20 protein-coding genes are annotated in these 22379 nt (G+C 40.3%); 4 read left to right on the top strand and 16 right to left on the bottom strand.

Features of this window, described 5'->3' with window-relative positions; translation table 11 throughout:
- Positions 1-9 precede the first annotated feature (9 nt).
- The 13 genes from FLM54_RS03660 to FLM54_RS03600 form a co-directional block, all read right to left on the bottom strand.
- Positions 10-495 carry a phosphatidylglycerophosphatase A gene (locus FLM54_RS03660; protein ID WP_008110211.1) on the bottom strand — a complete coding sequence of 162 codons (486 nt, stop codon included), beginning with the start codon at positions 493-495 and terminating at the stop codon, positions 10-12.
- Positions 492-1466, bottom strand: coding sequence for a thiamine-phosphate kinase (gene thiL, locus FLM54_RS03655; protein ID WP_010390938.1), 975 nt, complete (start codon positions 1464-1466; stop codon positions 492-494). Before thiL ends, FLM54_RS03660 begins: the two co-directional genes overlap by 4 nt.
- A gap of 88 nt (positions 1467-1554) precedes the next feature.
- Entirely contained in the window at positions 1555-1965 is a 411-nt protein-coding gene (gene nusB / locus FLM54_RS03650) for a transcription antitermination factor NusB (RefSeq protein ID WP_010390936.1), read from the bottom strand.
- A 15-nt stretch (positions 1966-1980) separates the two neighbouring features.
- Positions 1981-2445, bottom strand: a complete 465-nt coding sequence (gene ribE, locus FLM54_RS03645) for a 6,7-dimethyl-8-ribityllumazine synthase (protein WP_008110216.1) — start codon at positions 2443-2445, stop codon at positions 1981-1983.
- Between the two features lie 93 nt (positions 2446-2538).
- A complete protein-coding gene (gene ribBA / locus FLM54_RS03640) occupies positions 2539-3651 on the bottom strand; it encodes a bifunctional 3,4-dihydroxy-2-butanone-4-phosphate synthase/GTP cyclohydrolase II (protein ID WP_010390933.1) in 1113 nt (370 codons plus the stop codon).
- A gap of 28 nt (positions 3652-3679) precedes the next feature.
- A complete protein-coding gene (locus FLM54_RS03635) occupies positions 3680-4333 on the bottom strand; it encodes a riboflavin synthase (protein WP_010390931.1) in 654 nt (217 codons plus the stop codon).
- A gap of 24 nt (positions 4334-4357) precedes the next feature.
- Positions 4358-5485, bottom strand: coding sequence for a bifunctional diaminohydroxyphosphoribosylaminopyrimidine deaminase/5-amino-6-(5-phosphoribosylamino)uracil reductase RibD (gene ribD, locus FLM54_RS03630; protein WP_178955257.1), 1128 nt, complete (start codon positions 5483-5485; stop codon positions 4358-4360).
- A gap of 2 nt (positions 5486-5487) precedes the next feature.
- On the bottom strand, positions 5488-5937 hold the full coding sequence (gene nrdR, locus FLM54_RS03625) for a transcriptional regulator NrdR (RefSeq protein ID WP_010390928.1): 450 nt from the start codon (positions 5935-5937) through the stop codon (positions 5488-5490).
- Positions 5938-6044: 107 nt separating this feature from the next.
- Positions 6045-7301: a serine hydroxymethyltransferase gene (gene glyA / locus FLM54_RS03620; protein WP_028834925.1), complete on the bottom strand. Its 1257-nt coding sequence runs from the start codon at positions 7299-7301 to the stop codon at positions 6045-6047.
- Between the two features lie 268 nt (positions 7302-7569).
- Positions 7570-8853, bottom strand: a complete 1284-nt coding sequence (thrC, locus tag FLM54_RS03615) for a threonine synthase (protein WP_178955255.1) — start codon at positions 8851-8853, stop codon at positions 7570-7572.
- A gap of 11 nt (positions 8854-8864) precedes the next feature.
- The gene (gene thrB, locus FLM54_RS03610; protein WP_008112008.1) at positions 8865-9800 is read right to left on the bottom strand and encodes a homoserine kinase; all 936 of its coding nucleotides are present in this window, start codon (positions 9798-9800) and stop codon (positions 8865-8867) included.
- Positions 9801-9809: 9 nt separating this feature from the next.
- The gene (gene thrA, locus FLM54_RS03605) at positions 9810-12227 is read right to left on the bottom strand and encodes a bifunctional aspartate kinase/homoserine dehydrogenase I (RefSeq protein ID WP_178955253.1); all 2418 of its coding nucleotides are present in this window, start codon (positions 12225-12227) and stop codon (positions 9810-9812) included.
- 228 nt (positions 12228-12455) lie between these two features.
- Positions 12456-12824, bottom strand: a complete 369-nt coding sequence (locus tag FLM54_RS03600) for a response regulator (protein ID WP_138605184.1) — start codon at positions 12822-12824, stop codon at positions 12456-12458.
- Positions 12825-13191: 367 nt separating this feature from the next.
- Between FLM54_RS03600 and FLM54_RS03595 the strand changes: the two genes are divergently transcribed.
- Positions 13192-14958: a sensor histidine kinase gene (locus FLM54_RS03595; RefSeq protein ID WP_138605186.1), complete on the top strand. Its 1767-nt coding sequence runs from the start codon at positions 13192-13194 to the stop codon at positions 14956-14958.
- A gap of 63 nt (positions 14959-15021) precedes the next feature.
- Positions 15022-15933, top strand: a complete 912-nt coding sequence (rdgC, locus tag FLM54_RS03590) for a recombination-associated protein RdgC (protein WP_109875483.1) — start codon at positions 15022-15024, stop codon at positions 15931-15933.
- A gap of 60 nt (positions 15934-15993) precedes the next feature.
- Here the strand turns inward: rdgC and FLM54_RS03585 are convergent, their stop codons facing one another.
- Positions 15994-16833 carry an HDOD domain-containing protein gene (locus tag FLM54_RS03585; protein WP_138605188.1) on the bottom strand — a complete coding sequence of 280 codons (840 nt, stop codon included), beginning with the start codon at positions 16831-16833 and terminating at the stop codon, positions 15994-15996.
- Positions 16834-17114: 281 nt separating this feature from the next.
- Here FLM54_RS03585 and FLM54_RS03580 point away from each other — a divergent pair, with 281 nt between their 5' ends.
- Positions 17115-18815 carry a dipeptidyl-peptidase 3 family protein gene (locus FLM54_RS03580; RefSeq protein ID WP_138605190.1) on the top strand — a complete coding sequence of 567 codons (1701 nt, stop codon included), beginning with the start codon at positions 17115-17117 and terminating at the stop codon, positions 18813-18815.
- Between the two features lie 62 nt (positions 18816-18877).
- Here FLM54_RS03580 and FLM54_RS03575 read toward each other — a convergent pair whose 3' ends face one another.
- Both FLM54_RS03575 and FLM54_RS03570 read right to left on the bottom strand, forming a co-directional pair.
- A complete protein-coding gene (locus FLM54_RS03575) occupies positions 18878-19408 on the bottom strand; it encodes a hypothetical protein (RefSeq protein ID WP_178955251.1) in 531 nt (176 codons plus the stop codon).
- A gap of 30 nt (positions 19409-19438) precedes the next feature.
- Positions 19439-19837: an HIT domain-containing protein gene (locus FLM54_RS03570; RefSeq protein ID WP_010390912.1), complete on the bottom strand. Its 399-nt coding sequence runs from the start codon at positions 19835-19837 to the stop codon at positions 19439-19441.
- Between the two features lie 107 nt (positions 19838-19944).
- On the opposite strand from FLM54_RS03570, the gene FLM54_RS03565 reads away from it, so the two are divergent.
- The gene (locus FLM54_RS03565) at positions 19945-22170 is read left to right on the top strand and encodes a S9 family peptidase (protein ID WP_178955249.1); all 2226 of its coding nucleotides are present in this window, start codon (positions 19945-19947) and stop codon (positions 22168-22170) included.
- The last annotated feature ends 209 nt before the right edge of the window (positions 22171-22379 follow it).

Here is a 22379-nt window from a genome sequence, read left to right as displayed (position 1 = left end):
AATAATAAATTAAAAGGGTAGTAAACCTACTTTTATCAATGCTTGCAAACAAATAAGCGAAAAAATACCTGCAAGTACATCATCGGCCATAATACCAAACCCACCATGGGCACGTTTATCGAGTATGCGAATCGGCCCAGGCTTTGCTATATCAAAAAAGCGAAACAGTAAAAAGCCCACCAGTAATGTTTGCCAGTTAAGTGCTGCGCCAATCATAGTAATATAGTAACCAGCAACTTCGTCCCAAACAATTGCGGGATGATCATGTACTTGAAGGTCATCGGCGGTTTTTCCACATGCCCAAATACCAAAGATGCTTATGACTACTGCAAATACAATTTGTAACCATAGCGGAAAATGCATGGTAATAAAAATAAACGGTAATGCTGCCAATGTGCCAAATGTACCAGGTGCTTTTGGTGCGAGCCCAGTACCAAAACCCAAGCCAAAAAATTGATGTGGGCGTTTTAAATTAAATAATCGGTTTTTATTCAAACCTGCTCCTTGGAAAAGTGCTCAAAACCTTTATGTTCAAAAGCAAACTTCTCACCTTGGTGTAATAACTCTATATTGCCGTCACCACTTTTTATTTGCCCGATACAGCTTGCCTCTACACCGTATTGGCGCAGCTTAATATCTAGCATACTCTTGTTACTATCAGCAACGGTATACAGTAACTCGTAATCATCGCCATAGTTAAGAACAAAAGGAAGTCGCTGCTCAAAATCAAGACTCGCTTGCATGGCATCTGAGGTGGGGACATTTTCAATATTAATGGTGGCACTAACTTGTGATAAATTTAGCACATGCCCTAAGTCGGCTAGTAACCCATCGGAAATATCAATGGCCGACGATGCCAAGCCTCGTAACGCTTGCCCAGCAGCTACACGTGGCGTGGGGAAATTTAAACGTTTATTAATATCTTTTAAGTGTTCAGGTGCAATCGATAAGCCTTGTTTTTTCGATTCAATCGCCAACCCAGCATCACCAAGCGGACCGGTTACAAAAATCCAATCACCCACTTTTGCACCACTTCTACGTAATGCTGTGCCTTCAGGAACTGTACCTTTTGCACAAATAGTAATACTAAGTGGACCTTGAGTGGTATCACCACCAATGATCTGAACGTTAAAGTACTCAGCAATTTCATGCATGCCATCAGTCAGCTCAGCAATCCATTGTGGATCGATACTAGGTAACGTAAGTGCAACCGACACCCAAGTAGGCTCTGCGCCCATGGCAGCTAAATCACTTAAATTAACAGCAAGAGCTCGATGCCCTAATGCGCGAGGGGAGATATCATGAAAAAAATGCACCCCAGCAACTAAGGTATCTGTGGTTACAGCAAGCTGACAGTTCGCTGGAACTGTGACAAGCGCACAGTCATCTCCAATCCCTAAATTAACATCGCGACGAGTAATGCCACGACCTTTAAAGTAACGATTAATTAATTCAAATTCCTTCATACACAAAAAAGCCGGCCTATGCCGGCTCTCCTTTTTAACGGTTATTTATAACAACTCATCTGATAATAAATTTCAGCTAAAGTTGTTATTACTTGCGTAACTGTTTTACAGCTTTATCAAGTACACCGTTTACAAATTTATGGCTATCTTCAGCGCCAAACATTTTAGCTAATTCAATACTTTCATTGATAGCCACTTTGTAAGGAACGTCTTCACGAAATTTAAGCTCGTAGCTGCTTAAACGTAAGATAGCACGTTCAACTTCGTCTAATTCATCAAATGGACGAGTTAAATGAGGCGATACAGCTTCGTCTAGTTGCTTGTGGTTTACTGCAACTCCACGCGCTAAATCTTTAAAATATTCAACATCAATTTTAGTCACATCGTTTTCGATCAACATTTGTTGTTCGATATCGGCAATTGCATTGCCGCTTAATTGCCATGAATACACGGCTTGAAGTGCTAAGATACGTGCTTTACGTCTTGCTGCTGGTTTCACAAAAATTCCTTAAACTTAAATTTTATCTAACACATTAACCATTTCAAGCGCACCTAAAGCAGCTTCGCCGCCTTTGTTACCCATTTTGGTACCTGCGCGCTCAATTGCTTGCTCAATGCTTTCAGTGGTTAATACGCCAAATGCAACCGGGATATCATACTCAAGTGATACTTGTGCAAGCCCTTTATTTGACTCGCCAGCGACGAGATCAAAGTGAGGCGTGCCCCCTCTGATCACTACACCTAAGGCGATAATTGCATCATATTCTTTTTTTGCTGCAACGCGTTTCGCTGCTAAAGGTAATTCAACCGCACCTGGTACGTAAATTACGGTAATATCATCTTCTGATACTCCACCAGTACGTTTTAGCTCATCAACAGCACCTGCAAGCAAGCTACTACCAATAAAGTCATTGAAACGAGAAATGACAATGGCAAACTTTTTGCCTGGAGCGTATTTATTACCTTCAATAATTTTCATTTGATAACCCTAAAAATAAGTTTAAGCGATTTCGGTTGCGCAAAAATTGCTGCGCATTATACCACATAAATAAAATAATAGCCTAGCGTGTAATTATTGTGGCTCTACGTAATCAACAACTTCTAAATGGAAGCCTGATAATGCATGATATTTTTTCGGTAAACTCATCAAACGCATTTTTTGGATACCTAAATCAGCCAAAATTTGCGAGCCTACACCTACGGTACGTGAAGTACCTTGGAATTTGCGTGGCGTTACACTCTCGCCAGCATCAGCTGCAGCGAATGCTTTAACAGTCGCTTCTAATTCGTCAGTGCTTTCTTGCTTACCTAAGATGACTAAAGCGCCATTATGCTCAGCTATATACGCCATTGCTTGCGATAATCCCCAACTACGATCAGCATTACGATCAGAGAGTAAAATATCGTTAAAGGTACTTTGTAAGTGCACTCGCACTAACGTTGGTTCTTGTTGTTTTATTTCACCTTTAAGCAATGCATAGTGCAGCTGCCCGTCAATGGTGTCTTTGTAAGTTACTAAGTCAAATTCGCCATGCTCAGTTGGCAATTTACATTTTGCAACTTGCTCAATAGTGGTTTCATTTAAGTTACGGTATTCGATTAAATCAGCAATGGTGCCAATTTTAATATCATGTTGCTTAGCAAATACTTCTAAATCAGGGCGGCGCGCCATGGTGCCATCTTCATTCAGAATTTCTACAATCACTGATGACGGCTCAAGTCCCGCTAAACGCGCTAAATCACAGCCAGCTTCAGTGTGCCCTGCGCGCGTTAATACGCCGCCAGGTTGCGCCATAATAGGGAAAATATGCCCAGGTTGTACAATATCACTTGGCACAGCGCCTTTAGCAATGGCAGCTTGAACAGTACGAGCACGATCCGCTGCAGAAATACCCGTTGTAACCCCTTTTGACGCTTCAATAGACATAGTAAAGTTGGTCGAGAACGCGGCACCATTATTTTTAACCATCAGCGGTAAATCAAGTTGCGAGCAACGCTCTTGAGTCATGGTTAAACAAATTAACCCACGGCCATGAGTCGCCATAAAGTTAATTGCTTCTGCACTAATGTGCTCAGCAGCAATAATTAAATCGCCTTCATTTTCTCTGTCTTCATCGTCCATTAAAATAACCATTTTACCGGCTTTAATGTCATCTATTATTTCTTGTGCGCTGTTTAAATTCATAAGTTGCTCGTATAAGTTGTCAATATCGTTATTTTATAAAGCCCGCTTTAGCGAGTAAGCTCATCGAAATATCTGAACCAGTAGGATGCTCAGCTCCCTTTACAAGGCGCTCTAAATAACGTGCTATTTGGTCGACCTCTAGATTCACTTTGGTACCGACTTGAAAATCGGCTATGGTCGTTTGCCCGCTGGTGTGGGGCACAATCGTTAGTTTAAATTTATTACCTTCAACCGCATTGACCGTTAGGCTAATACCATCAATACATACAGACCCTTTATAAGGAATGTATTTCATTAAATTTTCGTCGGTGGCTAACCAATATTCAGTTGCTCGCGCATTGGTATTTATTGCTGTGATAGTGGCAATACCATCGACATGACCAGACACTAAATGACCTCCGAGGCGCGATACAGGTTGCATCGCCTTTTCTAAGTTAACTGTTTGCCCTAATGCGTAATGTGCAAACCCCGTTAAGCTAATCGTTTCATTTGATAAGTCAGCACTAAAGCCATCTATATGCTTATCAACAACCGTGAGGCACACACCATTGGTTGCAATACTGTCACCTAACTTAACATCACTCATATCAAGGTTTTTACTTTGGATACGAATAGCTAAATCACCTTGTTTTTTTTGTAATAACGCAATTTTACCTGTCGCTTCAACTATTCCAGTAAACATAGTGCTACTCTTTATATAAAATAATTAATGAGCTTTTTTGTGTGCTGTGATACGTAAATCATCACCGATTGGCACACACTCATTAAAAGTTAAATTAATGGTATTTTGCATACTCATTAACTCTGGGAAATTCAGTAAACTTTTAGCATCGCTGCCCATTAATTTAGGGGCAATGTAAAAAACAAACTCATCAATTAAATCAAGTTCAGCCATTTTTCCGGCCAATGTGGCACCCGCTTCTAACCACACATTATTAAACTGTAATTGCGCTAGCTTTTGCAGCACTGCTTGTAAGTCTACTTTATTGTTCTTTTCGGGGACTTCGATCTGTTTAACAAAATGAGGCCACTGATGCGATTTATCAACCTTGGTGGTAAATATTATCACCTCACTTTGAATTGAAAATAAGGCAAGTTCAGGGGTAAGTCTGTTTTGGGAATCAATAATAACGCGAACAGGTTGGCGCAGTGGTAAATTGGTCGGTAAAGAAACCGGAAGTTCTTCTGGGCGTACATTTAGTTTTGCATCATCCATCAAGACTGTATCGGCACCGGTTAAAATTGCACAGCTCTGAGCACGATATAGTTGCACATCTTGGCGCGCAGCAGGCCCGGTTATCCATTTACTTTGGCCGTTTTTAAGCGCCGTTTTACCATCAATACTGGCGGCCATTTTGCAGGTTACAAAGGGTAACCCCTGCTCCATTCGTTTAAAAAAGCCTAAATTTAATGCCCGCGCTTGCTCTTCAAGTAATCCGTAAGCGACTTCTATACCCGCATCCGCTAAAATTTTCAGGCCTTTTCCTGCAACTTGCGGGTTGCTGTCAACCATAGCAGCAACCACTTTTTTTACACCCGCGGCCTTTAGCCCTTCAGCGCAAGGCGGTGTGCGACCATAATGACTGCAAGGCTCTAGGGTTACATAAGCGGTTGCACCTTTAGCATTCTCACCGGCCTCAGCCAAAGCATTAACTTCAGCATGACCTTGCCCTGCTAATTGATGAAACCCTTCAGCTATTATTTTATTATTTTTTACTAGTACGCAGCCTACATTAGGATTAGGAGTGGTGGTAAAGCGCCCTTTTTTTGCCAGCTCAATGGCACGTGCCATATAACGTTTATCATCCTCTGAAAACGAGCTTTGCATGGTCATTACTACTCTCCTAAGCGGGCTATTTCTTCACCAAACTCACGTATATCTTCAAACGAGCGATATACTGAGGCAAACCTTACATAAGCTACTTTATCTAACTTTTTCAGCGCTTCCATAATGCACTCACCCACTAAATGGCTAGACACTTCACGTTCGCCGGTGGCTCGTAGCTGAGATTTAATTATATTAACGACTTCATCAACTTGTTCGGTACTTACGGGACGTTTTTCAAGAGCGCGGGTTAAGCCATTTAGTAACTTATCTTCATTGAACGGTTCACGACTGCCATCTTGCTTAATAACTCGCGGCATCACTAATTCAGCCCCTTCAAAGGTGGTAAATCGTTCGTGGCACTCATTACATTCACGGCGTCTACGTACTTGGTGTCCCCCGCCGACAAGGCGAGAATCAATAACTTTAGTATCTTTGGCGGTGCAAAATGGGCAATGCATAACTGTGTGTTTCCGTTTTAAAAACAAAAAATGGCCGCTATTATAGCGGCCATTATCATAACAAAAATGTGTGCAGTTGTGATCTAAATTACTATTTTACTCTTGGATTAAGCGTAAACAGGTAATTTTGCACAAATTGCTTTCACTTTTTCTTTTACTTGCGCTTGTACTGACTCATCTTCGATGTTGTCTAGTACGTCACAGATCCAGCCCGCTAACTCTTTTGACTCTGCTTCTTTAAAGCCACGACGAGTGATTGCTGGTGAACCAATACGCAAACCAGAAGTAACAAATGGTGAACGAGGATCGTTCGGTACTGAGTTTTTGTTAACCGTGATATTCGCATTACCTAGGGCAGCATCTGCATCTTTACCTGTGATATCTTTGTCGATTAAATCAAGTAAGAATAAGTGGTTGTCAGTTTTACCCGATACTACTTTGTAGCCGCGCTCTTGTAATACGGCAACCATTGCTTGTGCATTTTTAACAACTTGTGCTTGGTATGTTTTAAACTCAGGTTGAAGTGCTTCTTTAAATGCAACCGCTTTAGCAGCAATAACATGACATAAAGGACCACCTTGGCCACCTGGAAAAACAGCGCTGTTTAGCTTTTTGTAAATTTCTTCATCGCCACACGCAGAGATGATTAAACCACCGCGAGGACCCGCTAATGTTTTGTGTGTTGTGGTTGTTACAACGTGAGCAAATGGTACTGGGCTTGGGTAAACACCCGCAGCAATTAAACCTGCAACGTGCGCCATATCAACAAATAAGTAAGCACCTACTTTGTCTGCAATTTCACGGAACTTAGCCCAATCAACAATACCTGAGTAAGCAGAAAAACCAGCAATGATCATTTTTGGTTTGTGCTCAAGTGCTAACGCTTCAACTTGTGCGTAATCAATTTCGCCAGTTTCTTCGTTAAGGCCATACTGAATTGCGTTGTATGTTTTACCTGAGAAGTTTACGTGTGAGCCGTGTGTTAAGTGACCACCGTGCGCTAGGCTCATGCCTAATACAGTATCAAGTGGGTTTAAAAGAGCTTGGAAAACAGCAGCATTAGCTTGTGAACCGGCATGAGGTTGCACGTTTGCGTAATCTGTACCAAATAATTCATTTGCGCGGTCAATAGCAAGTTGCTCAACCACGTCTACGTGCTCACAGCCACCGTAGTAACGTTTGCCCGGGTAACCTTCAGCGTATTTGTTAGTCAGCTGAGAACCCTGCGCTTCAAGTACGCGTGGGCTACAGTAGTTTTCAGATGCAATTAACTCAATATGCTCTTCCTGACGTGATGTTTCTTTGCTCATCGCGTCAAATAACTCTGGATCAAAGTCCGAAATATTCATGCTACGTTCTAACATTGGGGTCTCCTGGGCAACGTGTATGGGTATTTTTTAGAGGCTTTATTGTACGCTTAAAACGACGTTTTGCCTACGCTCTTAAGTTGAGGATATTTAAACAGGGATTGAGACTATTTCACAGCATTTTGATGATGATATTTTTTTATAAACTAATAACAATTTTAAATGAATTTTATTTACTACATTTATATAGCTTATGCGTTATGTCTTAAGCGATGCATAAACAGACAAAAAAAGCGGCCTAAGCCGCTTTTATTATCTGCCTTTTTTAGGCAAGCTTTTTAAACAATTCTGTACGCAAAACATCATAATCGTTGTGCATATCAGTGGCTAAACACGGTTTTGCAAGCGCATCTGCTAGCGGTTTTGGCATGGCTATTTCGGTATTTAGTACCTCTTCAACGCTTTCTTTAAATTTAGCTGGGTGTGCAGTCGCTAAAAAGATACCTGCAGCATCTGTTGCTTTATTTTCAATAAGCCCTTGGTAGGCAATCGCGGTATGAGGCTCTGCAATATAGCCAAGCTGTTGAATTTTTTTCATCACTGATTTTGTGCTTTGCTCATCCACACTAACAGAATAAAAATTGTCATAACTAAACCAGTTATTATCTAGCATAGTTTGTACTCGCGGCCAGTTATTAGGTTTACTCACATCCATTGCATTTGAAAGCGATTCAATTGTCGCATTAGGCGTCCAATTTTTATCAAGCATAAAGCGCGGTACTGTGTCGTTTTGGTTCGTAGTCGCGCTTAGTTTACCTACTGGCATACCAATAACAGCGCCAATCATAGCCGCACACACATTACCAAAGTTACCACTCGGTACTGAAATATGCGCTGTAGCACGCTTTTCTTTTGGCAGCTGTGCAATGGCTTCAAAGTAATAACACACCTGCGCAACTAAACGGCTAATGTTGATTGAATTTGCAGAGTTTAAACCTAACTTCGATTTTAGCTCTTCATCTAAAAATGATTTTTTAACCAATTCTTGGCAATCATCAAAACTACCCTCAATCGCATAACAGTGAATGTTGTCACCAAGCGTTGTAAATAACTTTTGCTGCGCTAATGAAATTTTACCTTTAGGGTATAAAATAACGACATCAATATTTGGTTTTTTATAAAAAGCATGTGCGACTGCAGCCCCGGTGTCACCCGATGTTGCTGTCAATATTGTCACTTTTTCGCCTTGATTAAATTGCGCTAAGCACTCGGCCATAAAACGGCCACCAAAATCTTTAAATGCCAGTGTTGGGCCATGGAATAACTCTAAGCAATAGGTATTGTCTTCAACTTCCACCAGCTTAACCGGAAAGTTAAACGCATTCTTAACCATCTGGGCAACAGTATCACTTGGTAGCTCGTCACCAATAAGGTGCGATAAAATTTTGCCGCTGCGAGTAACAAAGTCCATATCTAGTAATGCATCAACATCACTTAATGGCGCTAACGACTCTGGAAAAAACACACCTTGATTACGCCCTAGTCCTGTTTTTACAGCTTCAACAAACGACACTTTTTGTGAATATTCTTTTAAATTATGTAATTGCATGACTCTTTATCCTATAAAACATTTAATTGACGCGTGCCGTCGTTATCTAATTTACAAATATGGCAAAAACCTTGCTCGTTGATGTAATTTTCCTCTAGCCACTGCGCGCATTGCTCTGCCGCTTCAAGCGTTTTACATACACTAAACAAGGTCGGCCCTGCGCCTGAAATACTCACCACTTCAGCACCGAGTTCTGGCAAACTAAGTTTGGCTTGATCAAAACCATTTATTAGTGGCGCACGATGTGGTTCAGCAATATTGTCTTGCATAATACAAAGCGCCTCATCAAAACGTGAAGTCAGTAATAAACTGCTAAAAGCCGATAATCGCTGCGCAAACTCAACCCCCGCATGCATACTTAGCTCTTTTGGTAAAACAGAGCGTGCCTTTGCGGTATTGAGCGAAAAGCCAGGAAATGCGGCAACGTAATACCAGTTTTCATCAACAGGTAACGCTATTGATTTATTTGGAATTAAGTCGCCCGTTAATTGTAAGCCACCAAGATAACAAGGAGTGATATTGTCATAATGACGTCCACCGCTTACCAAGCCCTCAAAATCGGCCATTAGCTCTATTAACTCAACTTGGCTTAAATTAGTTTGAGCAAACTTATCCAGCGCTGCAAATGCCGCAACAACAGAGCAAGCACTTGAGCCTAACCCAGACCCTATAGGCAGGTTTTTTTTCAACTCTAATTTTACGGCTGGCATATTCGGTGCTACATGTGTACGAAAATGCACTAAACATTGATACGCTAAGTTTTCATTCGCATCGCTTGGGAGTTTATGGGCGTATTCGCCACTACAAATAAACTCATCACGAGGCGCTTCACAAATAGTAACCACATCCCCCAGCAAGCTGCCATCAATCGGGGCTAACGCCGCACCGAGGGAGTCAAAGCCAACCGTAAAATTACCAATGGAGGCTGGCGCATAAACTTCAATCATAACCGCCCCCTAGCGTGATAGTGTTTTAAGAATATCGGCAAATACACCCGCAGCAGTTACTGCAGAGCCTGCCCCATAACCACGAATTACAAACGGACGCGGTTGGTAGTATTGGCTTAAAATAGCCAGCGCATTTTCACCATCACGAATTACACTTAATGCGTGTGATGAATCCACGGCTTCGATTCCGACCTTACAGTGACCATTTTTAATTGTGCCTACGTAGCGAAGTACTTTACCTTCACTCGCTGCACTTTGAATACGGTCGTTAAAGTCAGCATCCAGACTTGGTAGCTTTGCCATAAACTGTTCAACATTGTCACCTTGGGCGAAGCCTTGTGGTAACACCGACTCCACTTCAATATCGCTAAGCTCTAATTGCATACCTGCTTCGCGGGCAATGATAAGTAGTTTACGTGCTACGTCAGTTCCCGATAAGTCATCGCGCGGATCGGGCTCTGTAAACCCGCTTTCTTTGGCTTTAATTGTTGCTTCAGAAAGTGATAAACCATCTTCTAGTGCACCAAACATGTATGAAAGCGAGCCTGATAAAATACCACTAAACTCAAGTAATTCATCGCCAGCACCAAAGAGTGATTGCAAGTTATCGATTACAGGTAAACCTGCACCTACGTTAGTTTCGTATAAAAACTTACGATTATTTTTATGTGTAGCTGCTATTAAATCTTGGTAATACGTATATGAGCTCGTGGTGGCTTTTTTATTGGCAGCCACAACGTGGAAACCCGCATTTAAAAAATCGACGTATTGCGAAGCCAAGGCATCTGATGAAGTACAATCAACTAGCACAGGGTTAACCAAGTGGTTTTGCTTAACAAACTGTTCTACTAATTTTAAATCAAATGCTTGCTCTGATTGCGTTAGTTTTTGTTGCCAATCATCAAAAGCAATGCCTTCACCATCAAGGTGTAATTGACGAGAATTAGCCACACCGTATAGGTTTAATTTAATATTTCGCTTTTCAAGCCATGCTTGTTGACGTTCAAGCTGGTTTATTAGCTCTTGACCGACTAAGCCACATCCCAATAAAAACACATCGATTGAAGGCACATGAGTGAAAAAGTTTTCATGACAGATTTTAACCGCGTCATTACACAACTCACCGTCAATAACCGCAGAAATAGCGCTTTCAGTTGAGTCTTGCGCTATAGCAACAATGTTAACTTGTGCTTGAGCAAGCGATGCAAAAAACTTAGCCGCTAAGCCTTTATGAGCGCGCATGTTATCGCCCACTAACGTTACTATTGCTAAATTACGTTGCACATTTACCGGCTCAATTAAGCCAGCTTTTGACTCTAAGTCAAAGGCCACTTGCAACGCACTTAACGCTAGGTTTAAATCACTTTCATGAACACAAAAACTGATGCTAAATTCACATGATGATTGAGTGATCAGGACGATTGACACGTTATCATGCGCTAATGCATTAAATACTTTCGATGCCATACCCACTTTGCCCTTCATACCAGGACCTGAAACGGTCAACATAGCTAAGTTTTGTAGGCTTGAGAGTGCTTTTACTGGCTCATCAGATACCGTATCGTTACTAATTAATGAGCCTTGTGCATCTGGGTTATGAGTGTTTTTAATTTCGCATGGCACTCCAGCTTTTGCACACGGTAGGATAGTTTTAGGGTGCAACACTTTAGCGCCAAAATAAGAAAGCTCCATCGCCTCTTTGTAAGATAGGAAATCAACCTTAGTGGCTTTTTTGATATAACGCGGATCGGCGCTGTATACACCATCAACGTCAGTCCATATTTGGCACACTTGCGCCTCTAAACACGCTGCAGCAATCGCCGCTGAATAATCAGAGCCATTTCGACCAAGTGTTGTGAGCTCACCTTTATCATTACTTGCAGTAAATCCAGGCATGATGTAAACCGTTGCTGGCGACTCTTTTAGTACCGCTTGAAAACGGGCTTTACTGGCGACTAAATCGGCCTCAGCGTCAATGTGTCCACCCGTTGAAACAATACAGTCTGTTGCTTGTAAATAATGCGCGTTATGATCGGCTAGTAAGCTTTGCATTAGCGATACGCTAACACGTTCACCAAAGCTAATAATAAAAGCCCTGATTTTGTCTGGGCAACACTTAATAAGTGCAACCCCATCAAGCTTATTTTTCAATTCGTTAAAGTCTGGCCAGTTTTGAACTGTTCCTTGTTTTTCCTCTACAGCTGCTTTTAAAGCATTGCAGCGGGTAACAAGTGCATCCCACAACGGGTTGAAATCCAGCCCCTGCTCTGCTGCACTAGCCAGCGCAACAAGCGAATCTGTCATACCGCCAGGCGCTGAAAGCACCAGTAACATTTCATCTTTTAATTGTGCCTTAGCTAGAGCAGCTACTTGCTCTAAACAGGCAAAGTCAGCGAGCGATGAGCCACCAAATTTTAAAACGCGCATTTTTATGTTTCCTCATTCCATAAAACGAAAAAAGGCCTGTGTTCTAAGTGAACACAGGCCTTTAAATTTGTTGCACCGACCTATGCCACTATCCAGTAAGAATGGTGGTTGTAATAATAATGGTCGTTACAAGACTAAATGTTTTCATAGCTTAAGACTGCCTTAACAAAGGCTATTCTGTCAACCCTAAATTAGAAGATAAAACAGTCTTTTTCATCATGAATTTTATTAATAAATGCCAAACTTATGCAAAACGTCGTTAAGTTGTGCTTTATTAATCGGTTTGTGAATAAAATCGATTGCGCCGAGTTGCGCTACGCGATCTCGCATTTTTTGTTGAATATCTGCAGAAATTACCAATACATAAGTTTCTATTTTATTTGCTTTGACCTGCTCAAGCACTGCAATCCCATCCACTTCAGGCATGGTTAAATCGAGGCATAAGAGATCAAAATGCTTATGGTGTAATAACGCCAAGGCTTCTTTACCATTGGTTGCCTGTTGAATATCAGCATCAATACACTCATTTAAACAGCGGATCACTTGTTTACGAGCAACAGTTGAGTCATCACAGACTAAAATAGAAAAACGCATCATAATGACAATTTAATTAAACTCATATAAAACACCTAAACCCACGCTAAAATTAATTTGCTTACTCAGGCAGCAAAAAGTCAAAAATATAACCAACATAAGTAGCGAGCAGGTTATTTACTGTATCTTTTACTAACGTTATCAATAAAGTGCATTAATGCACAATAAAAATTAGCAAAATAACTCTACCTAATTTGAAAACAAACTAGCGAAACACACTATGCTTGATTGTTAAGTTCATGAGGTAATCCTTATTTAAGATCGCAAAATAACAATATAATAAAATATATGTTTATTTTTAATGATTTATTAACTAATGTTTATAAGCGTACACTAATAGTTGAATAATTAAAGGAAATACAAGTCCCTCATGCCGCAAAAAAGTCTTTCAACAAAGTTACTCACACGAGTTTTATCGGTTTATTTTATACTGACTTTTGTGGTGACCTGCGGACAAATCTTCGCAGAGTATGTTAATACCAAAGATTACATACGCGATGAGCTCGGCACACTGCAAAAAACATTTGGTAGAAGTCTAACCCGAGCAATTTGGGAGTTAAATATAAAACAAACCACAACAACCGCAGAAGGATTACTTGATATACCTATGGTTGAAGGGGTTATTATTCGTGATGATAACGGCGCTATTATTTCTCAATTAGGCCGCGCGCTAAACATTCACAACCTATATAGTCAGCAACTTGTCCAAGAAGACGTGATTGTAGAAGACGCCAAAGCAGGTTTATTTGGTTATACATTTCCGCTTATTTTTGAATTTTCAGGTCGCGCCACCCAAGTAGGTGATGTGACTTTATTTTCTAGCCGCGACGTGATCTTTAGTCGCATCATGCTCTCTATTTACTTTTTAATTGGCAACGCCATGATTAAAACCACCTTTTTAATCATCTTGTTTTTAATCGCATTTAGAAAGCTGCTAACGGAGCCACTCACACAACTTACTGAACAAATTGAATACCTTGAATTAGAAGAGCTCGATGGCCAGCGCGTTAAAATTGTCACTGACGAAAATAACGAACTAAAAGTAATGGAGCGCTCTTTTAACAATTTGATCTCTAAAGTTGTTGAGTATAAAAAAGAGTTAAAGCAAACCCAGAATGACCTAATCGAAAGTAATCAAAAACTAGATCAACAAAATTTGCAGCTTGAACAAGATGTAGCGCGTAAAACATCAAACCTTAGCCAAGCAATGATCGACCTACAGCAACAAAAATATGAACTCGAACGCCAAAAAGCAGTATTAACTGAAGAAGTTGACCTACGAAAGCAAACTGAGCAAGAGCTGCTAAGTAAACAAACCCAACTACAAAACTCACTCGATGAACTAAGCTTTGCGCAAGAGCAGCTTGTTGGCTCAGAAAAAATGGCGGTATTAGGCGGTTTAGTGGCGGGTATTACTCATGAAATTAATACCCCTATTGGTATCGGCGTAACTGCGACTTCATTTTTACATGAGCGTTTAACTGAAATAGAAACTGCGTTTAAAAACAAATCGCTATCCTCTTCAGCACTGGAGAGCTTTATTAATGATGCTGCACAAAGTGCTCAGCTACTCTCTCACAATTTAGAGCGCGCATCTGACTTAATCACGAGCTTTAAACAAATCGCAGTTGATCAAGCCAGTGAGGCGCTAAGAACCATTAACTTTAAGGATTACATTAATGAGGTTATACGTTCTTTACACCCGCAAATTAAAAAAACATCCCATAGCATTCGCCTGCATTGCCCTGATGATTTAATTATTAATTTACCTGCGGGGGTGATCAGCCAAATATTTACTAACTTAATTATGAATTCATTACTGCATGGCTTTGAAAATATAAACAGTGGCCAAATTACCATAGATGTAAATACCGATGAAAACGACTTAGTCATTAATTACCAAGATAATGGTATCGGGTTGAAACCGGCACAACTTAAGCGTTTATTTGACCCATTCTTCACCACAAAGCGTGATGAAGGTGGCAGCGGCTTAGGTGCTCACATTATTTTTAACCTCGTAAAACAAACACTCAATGGCAAAATTGAAGTCAGCAGTGAACCCGACCAAGGGTTACATTACCGAATTTCGTTCCCTAAAAATATGTCATCCCCCCTGCCACTTTTTAAACTCGATTAGCCGTTTCTAGAAGCGGCTTTTATTGCTATGATTGCACAAATTTTTTAAATGGATCATTTCCCTATGTGGTTTAGTAACCTTATATGCTATCGCTTTAAACAAGACGTTTCGTACACTCAAGAAGACTTTGACAAGGCGTTAGAACAAGATCTATTTCGTCCATGTACTGGCCAAGAGTTGGCGACATTTGGCTGGACAAAAGCATTTGGTAAACATGGTGAAACTTTGTCTCACTTTTCACAAAAAAGCATTTTAGTGTGTGCCAAGCGTGAAGAGAAAGTGTTACCGGCATCTGTAATAAATGAGCTTGTTGCAGAGAAGGTTGATCAGATTGAAGCTGAAGAAAATCGACCAGTAAAGAAAAAAGAAAAAGATGAATTAAAAGAAAACATCTTGCACACGCTACTGCCACAAGCATTTAAAAAGTCGAGCCTACAGTTTGCGTTCATAGACCAGGAAAATGGTTGGGTTGTAGTTAATAGCGCAAGCTTTAATAAAGCTGAAGAGCTTCTGGCGTTACTACGTAAATCATTAGGTACGCTACCCGTTGTTCCTGCGTTTGCTAACTATGATTTAGATGTGTTTTTAACTGACTGGCTTACTAACTTTAGTACTCCAGAGGGCTTCGCTATAGGCTCTGATGCTGAGCTTGAAGAAGCGGATGACAGTGGAGCCCAAGTTAAGCTTAAAGGCCATGACTTAGCGTGTGACGAAGTAAAATCGCACCTTGAAAGTGGTAAACGCGTCACTAAGCTTGCCTTGGATTGGCAAGAACGCGTTAAGTTTATGCTACAAAACGATGGTTCAATTAAACGTTTAAGCTATAGCGAAACACTTAAAGAAGAAAATGCCGATATTCCTAAAGAAGATATGGCGGTTAAACTAGACGCTGACTTTATTCTTGCATCTGAGGAAATAAAACTGCTTCTTGAAGAGCTTACTCAAGGCTTAGGTGATGCAGACGATTTAGCGTAAAAGCTTTATTAAACAAATAAAAAAGCACGATACTAATCGTGCTTTTTATTGTTCAAAAATTTAGCTAAACATTTCTTTTACGTCTTCAACCATATGCAAGTATTCCTCACTCTCTAACATTTCTAATGAAGGAAAAATGCCTTTATCAATATAGGTTTGTAGCGCCGCAGATTTATCTGATACTTGTAGGGTTCCCTCAAGGATTGCACCAATGCGAATAAAGTCGATGTAACTCACTTCAGTAGAGCGATAGTTAACATCAGCCCAGTGCTGTGCAACTTCTGCAAACACGTCTGGGAATTCCCATGCTTTCATAATTGAGCCGCCAATTTTACCGCTTAAGCGTTGAATTGCGTGCGCTAAAAAACTCGGATTGGCAAACACTTCTGGGTGTCGCTCAGCCTCAGTTAAAATCGGTAACACCCCAATATTATAAACCAATGAAGCTAGTGTAATGGCATCACGGTTAAGCGAAGTGTGAGTATTTCTTTTTAAATAAAACTCCATCAATGAAATAGAATGCGAGGCCACATGCAGCGTTTTTTGCCACGCCTTGCCCATGTATCCCTTTATTAGCTCATTATTAGATACAAACAGCTGCTCCATTGCCATGGCTGTAGCTATATTTTTTATTTGCCTTAAGCCAATACGTGTCACTGCTTGATGTAAGTTAGACACCTTTACAGCACGACCCATAATGGCACTATTTGCTACTTTAATCATTCGCGCAGACAGTGCAGGGTCATGTGCTATTGCATCTGACATTTGCATCAAATTTACATCTGGATTGTCAGCGGCTTGACGAACCTTAATCGCTACCTCTGGTAACGTAGGTAACACCAGTGTGTCGTTGTTAATTCTGTCAACCAAAATTGTGAGTAAGGCATTTTCTGTAGACATAAAATATCCCTTTGCTTAATGACCTACACTTTACAGCAAGTCTTATATTATTAATTATTTCAAAGCTTAGCAGTACTAAACATATACCCAAAGTAGAAAAAATTGTAGATAATTATTGATTATTTACTAGTGCCTCACTGATTTATGCGCACTAACGCCTAATACTTGCTATTTGCTAGTGGGTTTTGCTTTAATGCAAACATGCTAAGGCACATTAACACGCTTCAGTACCTTAACTTACAGTATACAAGTTATAAAATAGACTTTTTAAAGGCAATATAATGATCTTAAATAAAATTAGCCAAGCAATACTGCTCTCTGGCATCGTTTTTCTTAGTGCCTGCTCTGAGCAAGCACCGTCTTCAAGTAATACGCCGCAAAGCTCAGCGCCAACGGCTTCTCAAACGCCTTCTGGGCCAGCGCTTATTAATATTGACCGTCAACGCTTAGACATATACACAGACTTTAGTTTACAAAGTGACTTATCACACTTGTCTGACAATCAAAAAGCTATGGTAGCTAAACTTATTGATGCTTCAAAAATTATGGATGATTTATTCTGGAAGCAAGCATTTGGTAAAGATAAAAAAGACTTTTTAGCACAACTAGATGATGAAAAAGTACGTCAGTTTGCTGATATTAACTATGGCCCATGGGATCGCTTAAACGGCGATGAAGTATTCTTATCAGGCTATAAAGAAAAACCGCTTGGTGCAGGCTTTTACCCAGCCGACATCACCAAAGAAGAGCTTACTAACGCTGATGTAAAAGATAAAACAGGTCTTTACTCACTGATTAAACGCGATGAGCTTGGTAATTTATACAGCACACCTTATTCAGAAGAGTATGCAGTAGAGCTTGCTCAAGCTGCAGAGTTACTTAGAGAAGCCAGCAAACTAGCCGACGATCAAGAATTCGCCAACTACTTAAACTTACGAGCTGACGCAATACAAAGCGATGACTTCCAAGCCTCTGACTTCGCTTGGATGGATATGAAAAATAATCCAATTGATGTGGTTATTGGCCCAATTGAAAACTACGAAGACCAATTATTTGGTTACCGCGCAGCTTATGAATCGTATGTTCTTATTAAAGATTTAAAGTGGAGCGAGCGACTAGCGAAATTTGCAGCGTTTTTACCTGAGCTGCAAAAAGGCTTACCTGTCGATAGCAAATACAAGCAAGAAGTACCGGGCTCAGATGCCGACTTAAATGCCTATGATGTTGTTTATTATGCTGGGCACTCAAATGCTGGCAGTAAAACCATTGCAATTAACTTGCCCAATGATGAGCAAGTGCAATTAGAAAAAGGCACACGTCGTTTACAGCTTAAAAACGCAATGCGTGCGAAGTTTGATAAAATTTTAGTGCCTATCTCAGAGCAGTTAATTGTGCCAGAGCAACGCAAACACATTACCTTTGATGCATTTTTTGCCAATACCATGTTCCATGAAGTGGCTCACGGTTTAGGGATTAAAAACACCTTAACGGGTAAAGGTACCGTTCGCCAATCACTTCAAGAACACGCTAGTGCTTTAGAAGAAGGTAAAGCCGATATTCTTGGTTTATACATGGTTGAACAGTTACTTAAAAAAGGTGAGATCACTGAAGGGACGTTAGAAGATTACTACACCACCTTTATGGCGGGTATTTTCCGCTCAGTGCGTTTCGGTGCCTCAAGTGCACATGGTAAAGCAAACATGATCCGCTTTAACTTTTTTGCTCAAGAAGGTGCTTTTTCTAAAAATGAAGACGGGCTTTATAGCATCAACATGGATAAAATGGGGGATGCTATGGCAAAGTTATCGCGCCTTATTTTAACTCTACAAGGTGACGGTGATTACGAAAAAGTAGATCAACTTATTGCCACTCATGGCGATATTAAAGCGGAACTTGCTAAAGATTTAGAAAAGTTAAGCAAAGCGAACATCCCTGTAGATGTGACCTTTAAACAAGGCAAAGATGTGCTTGGCCTTAATTAACAAAAGCTAATTAAATAAAAAAGCGTTACATTGTAACGCTTTTTTATTACTTATCAGAATGCTTATTTGTCATTCATCACTTTGCGTACAACCGGTTCAAGGCTTGCCATTCCCCACTGCTTACCGATTTCAATCGCATACTTTATATCTGTACCTTGCTGATGGGCTGAAATAGCCATTAACGCGCCAACACGGTTGCTACTTGCACAATGAACAACCACCGACTCACCTTTAAGTTGCTCTAAAAGATTGGCTAACTGCTTTGCATTATCAGTGTTTACGTCTTTTGCACCCGCAATCTCAATTAAGTGGTAGCTCATTCCTAAAGAGTTGACTAACGCGCCTTCATCCCAGTCTTGCTCATCTGCTGCACGTAAATTAATAACATGCTTTACCTTGGCTTGCGATAATTGCTTAAACTGCTCTTTAGTCGGTTGCGCTGCTGAAAAAATCAGGTTGTTATGTGCTGCAAAGTTTTTAATGCTAACGTTATTTACTACATCCGTAGCTACCGGCTGCTCGCTCGCTATTACTGTTGAAACAGCAATGGCTGCTATAAATACACTAGTGCAGAGTTGTTTTATTAATTTCATACTATCTCCTCAAAGTAACCCATTCTGATTTTAAAAATGCGTTTTTAATTGCTCTATCTGCTCATTAGTATAAGGGACACTTGGAAACTTGCCCCATACCGGCGCAGGCCATGCAATATCTGTTTTAAAACGCGCTATATGATGAATATGTAATTGCGGAACCATATTGCCAAGCGCGGCCACATTTAACTTATCAGGATTAAACACCTCAATTAATAAATGGCTGAGCTTAGCCGACTCTTGTAAATAAGTGATTTGTTGCTGCTCGGTTAAATCTATTATCTCTTTTAAACCCGCTATTCTAGGAACTAATATAAACCATGGGTATTGGCTGTCATTTAGTAGTAATACCTTACAAAGAGGCCAATCGGCCAGTTCAATACAATCTCTTGTCAGCTCTGGGGCTAAGGTAAATGATGTTTCGCGCATGTTAAATCCTTAGGTTATTTTACTTCACACTTTATAGCATTTAGTTGCAGTTGCACACGCTTGTGCTTTACCATCGGGGGTAATTTTATGTAAGTAAAGGCAATCCTGTGTTAAAAAAACTAAAACACCTCTCACTGGCAATCCCCCTGATGGCGGGCGCGTTAAGCGCTCAAGCAAAGCCGTTAACGCTTGAGCGCATATTTGATGATCCAAGCTTAGCTGGCAAATCTCCGGTACAACTTAAGTTTTCTCCCGATGGTAGCCGTGTTACCTACTTACAAGGTAAAGCAGATGACTATAACCGCTATGATTTATGGGAATATAATTTAAAAGATAACACCAATCGATTGCTCGTTGATTCAGCGCAATTATTTTCAGGCCCAGAAAACCTGTCAGATGAAGAAAAAGCACGCCGTGAACGCCAGCGTATTTTTGGTAAAGGTATTCTTGAATACAAATGGTCAAAAGATGGTAAAGCGTTATTATTTCCTCTTAATGGCGACCTTTATTACTTCGACTTAAAAACAAAAAATAGTAAAAAGCTGACTAACACTGAAGCATTTGAAACCGATGCGCGCTTTTCTCCAAAAGGGAATTTTGTGTCGTTTGTTCGTGAGCAAAACCTCTTCGCATTAGAACTGGCATCTGGTAAAGAAATTCAATTAAGTAAAGATGGCGGTGGCGTTATTAAAAACGGTATGGCCGAATTTGTGGCGCAAGAAGAAATGAGCCGCATGACCGGTTATTGGTGGGCAAATGATGAATCTAAAATCGCCTTTACTCGCGTTGATGAAAGCCCTGTTCAAGAAGCAATTCGTAACGAAATTTATGCTGATGAAGTAAAGCTATTTAATCAGCGTTACCCATTTACTGGCACTAACAATGTTGACATTCAACTTGGTGTTGTAAAACTTAATGACCAAGCAGTTGACTGGGTTGACTTAGGTGAAGATAAAGATATTTATATCGCTCGTGCTAAATGGTTAAACGATAGCAACACCCTGTCTTACCAGTGGCAAAATCGTTCTCAGCACAATTTAGAATTACGCTTTTACAACAGTAAAACGAAACAGCAAACCGTCGCATTAACTGAAAAAAGCGATACTTGGATAAACCTACATTTTGATCTTGAGTTTTTAAAAGATAAAAAACATTTTGTGTGGGCCTCGGAGCGAGATGGATTTAAGCACCTTTATTTGTATGCTAATAATGGCCAACTTATTCGTCAAATAACTACTGGTGACTGGGTTGTTGATAGCTTAAAAGGCGTAGATGAAAAAAATGGTATAGTTTACTTTGCAGCGCGTAAAGATACTGCGCTTGAAAGTCACTTATACAGTGCGCCTTTATTTAAAAAAGGGGCAATTAAGCGCATTACTGAAAAAGGCCAATACCACAATGTTGTACTGGCAAAAGATAACAAAACCTTCATTGACACTAGTTCATCGGTGAATAAGCCAAATTCAGCAGCACTGCGCAAAATCAATGGAGAGTTTATTACGTGGCTTGAAGAGAATAAACTAGACGACTCTCACCCACTAACTCCCTTTTTAACCGATTTAGCAAAGCCTGAGTACGGTACTATTACCGCTAAAGATGGCCAAGTTATGCATTACCGTTTATTTAAACCTACAAACATGGCTAAGGGTAAAAAGCACCCAGTTATTGTTAACGTGTATGGCGGCCCTCATGCTCAGCGAGTAACTAATAGCTGGCGTAGTAAAAACTTATACTTTCAATATATGGCGCAACAAGGTTATGTTATTTTTCAACTAGATAACCGCGGCTCTTACAATCGTGGTAAAAAGTTTGAAGATGCAATATATAAAAATTTAGGTGTTGTTGAAGTAGCTGATCAGATTAAAGGCGTTGAGTTTTTACGTACACTTGATTACGTAGACCCTGCACGCATTGGTATTTATGGTCACAGCTACGGTGGTTATATGGCGCTAATGACCATGTTTAAAGCAGGCGATTACTTTAGTGCCGGTGTTTCTGGCGCTCCTGTAACTGACTGGGCCTTATACGATACTCACTACACCGAGCGTTACTTGGGTCACCCTGATACAAATGCGCAAGGTTATACCGACAGTGCTGTTTTCCCATATGCTGAAGGCCTTAAAGGCCCATTAATGATTTACCATGGTATGGCCGATGACAACGTGTTGTTTACCCATGCAACAAAATTGTTTAAACAGCTGCAAGATAACAATCAACAGTTTGAAATGATGACTTACCCAGGCTCAAAACATAGTCTTCGCGGTAAACAAGTTCAAACTCATTTACATCAAACTATTACTAACTTCTTTAACCGTAATTTTAATACAAACTAACTAAGTTATTCGACTAAAGGCTGATACAAGTATCAGCCTTTTTTTATGCAAATAAGATATATTGAAACGTCAACAAACAATAATTAAATCCATTTAAGCATAGGGTAACTAAAAATCTAAGCCTGAGCGCGCAACTTGTATTGTATTTAAATTAACCGCTAACAACTAAATATAAAAATTCAATATTATGAAAATAAAGCTCTATTAGC

The sequence above is a fragment of the Pseudoalteromonas sp. Scap25 genome (assembly GCF_013394125.1).
Taxonomy (GTDB): domain Bacteria; phylum Pseudomonadota; class Gammaproteobacteria; order Enterobacterales; family Alteromonadaceae; genus Pseudoalteromonas.
This window is presented reverse-complemented; position numbering and strand designations above follow the sequence as displayed.

What these genes read in the sequence shown, in the direction of transcription:
- thiL (WP_010390938.1), bottom strand. Translation starts at nt 1,466, where the DNA reads ATGAAGGAATTTGAATTAATTAATCGTTACTTTAAAGGTCGTGGCATT.
- ribE (WP_008110216.1), bottom strand. Translation starts at nt 2,445, where the DNA reads ATGAAAATTATTGAAGGTAATAAATACGCTCCAGGCAAAAAGTTTGCC.
- ribBA (WP_010390933.1), bottom strand. Translation starts at nt 3,651, where the DNA reads ATGAATTTAAACAGCGCACAAGAAATAATAGATGACATTAAAGCCGGT.
- FLM54_RS03635 (WP_010390931.1), bottom strand. Translation starts at nt 4,333, where the DNA reads ATGTTTACTGGAATAGTTGAAGCGACAGGTAAAATTGCGTTATTACAA.
- ribD (WP_178955257.1), bottom strand. Translation starts at nt 5,485, where the DNA reads ATGACCATGCAAAGCTCGTTTTCAGAGGATGATAAACGTTATATGGCA.
- nrdR (WP_010390928.1), bottom strand. Translation starts at nt 5,937, where the DNA reads ATGCATTGCCCATTTTGCACCGCCAAAGATACTAAAGTTATTGATTCT.
- glyA (WP_028834925.1), bottom strand. Translation starts at nt 7,301, where the DNA reads ATGTTAGAACGTAGCATGAATATTTCGGACTTTGATCCAGAGTTATTT.
- thrC (WP_178955255.1), bottom strand. Translation starts at nt 8,853, where the DNA reads ATGCAATTACATAATTTAAAAGAATATTCACAAAAAGTGTCGTTTGTT.
- thrB (WP_008112008.1), bottom strand. Translation starts at nt 9,800, where the DNA reads ATGATTGAAGTTTATGCGCCAGCCTCCATTGGTAATTTTACGGTTGGC.
- thrA (WP_178955253.1), bottom strand. Translation starts at nt 12,227, where the DNA reads ATGCGCGTTTTAAAATTTGGTGGCTCATCGCTCGCTGACTTTGCCTGT.
- FLM54_RS03600 (WP_138605184.1), bottom strand. Translation starts at nt 12,824, where the DNA reads ATGATGCGTTTTTCTATTTTAGTCTGTGATGACTCAACTGTTGCTCGT.
- FLM54_RS03595 (WP_138605186.1), top strand. Translation starts at nt 13,192, where the DNA reads ATGCCGCAAAAAAGTCTTTCAACAAAGTTACTCACACGAGTTTTATCG.
- rdgC (WP_109875483.1), top strand. Translation starts at nt 15,022, where the DNA reads ATGTGGTTTAGTAACCTTATATGCTATCGCTTTAAACAAGACGTTTCG.
- FLM54_RS03585 (WP_138605188.1), bottom strand. Translation starts at nt 16,833, where the DNA reads ATGTCTACAGAAAATGCCTTACTCACAATTTTGGTTGACAGAATTAAC.
- FLM54_RS03580 (WP_138605190.1), top strand. Translation starts at nt 17,115, where the DNA reads ATGATCTTAAATAAAATTAGCCAAGCAATACTGCTCTCTGGCATCGTT.
- FLM54_RS03575 (WP_178955251.1), bottom strand. Translation starts at nt 19,408, where the DNA reads ATGAAATTAATAAAACAACTCTGCACTAGTGTATTTATAGCAGCCATT.
- FLM54_RS03570 (WP_010390912.1), bottom strand. Translation starts at nt 19,837, where the DNA reads ATGCGCGAAACATCATTTACCTTAGCCCCAGAGCTGACAAGAGATTGT.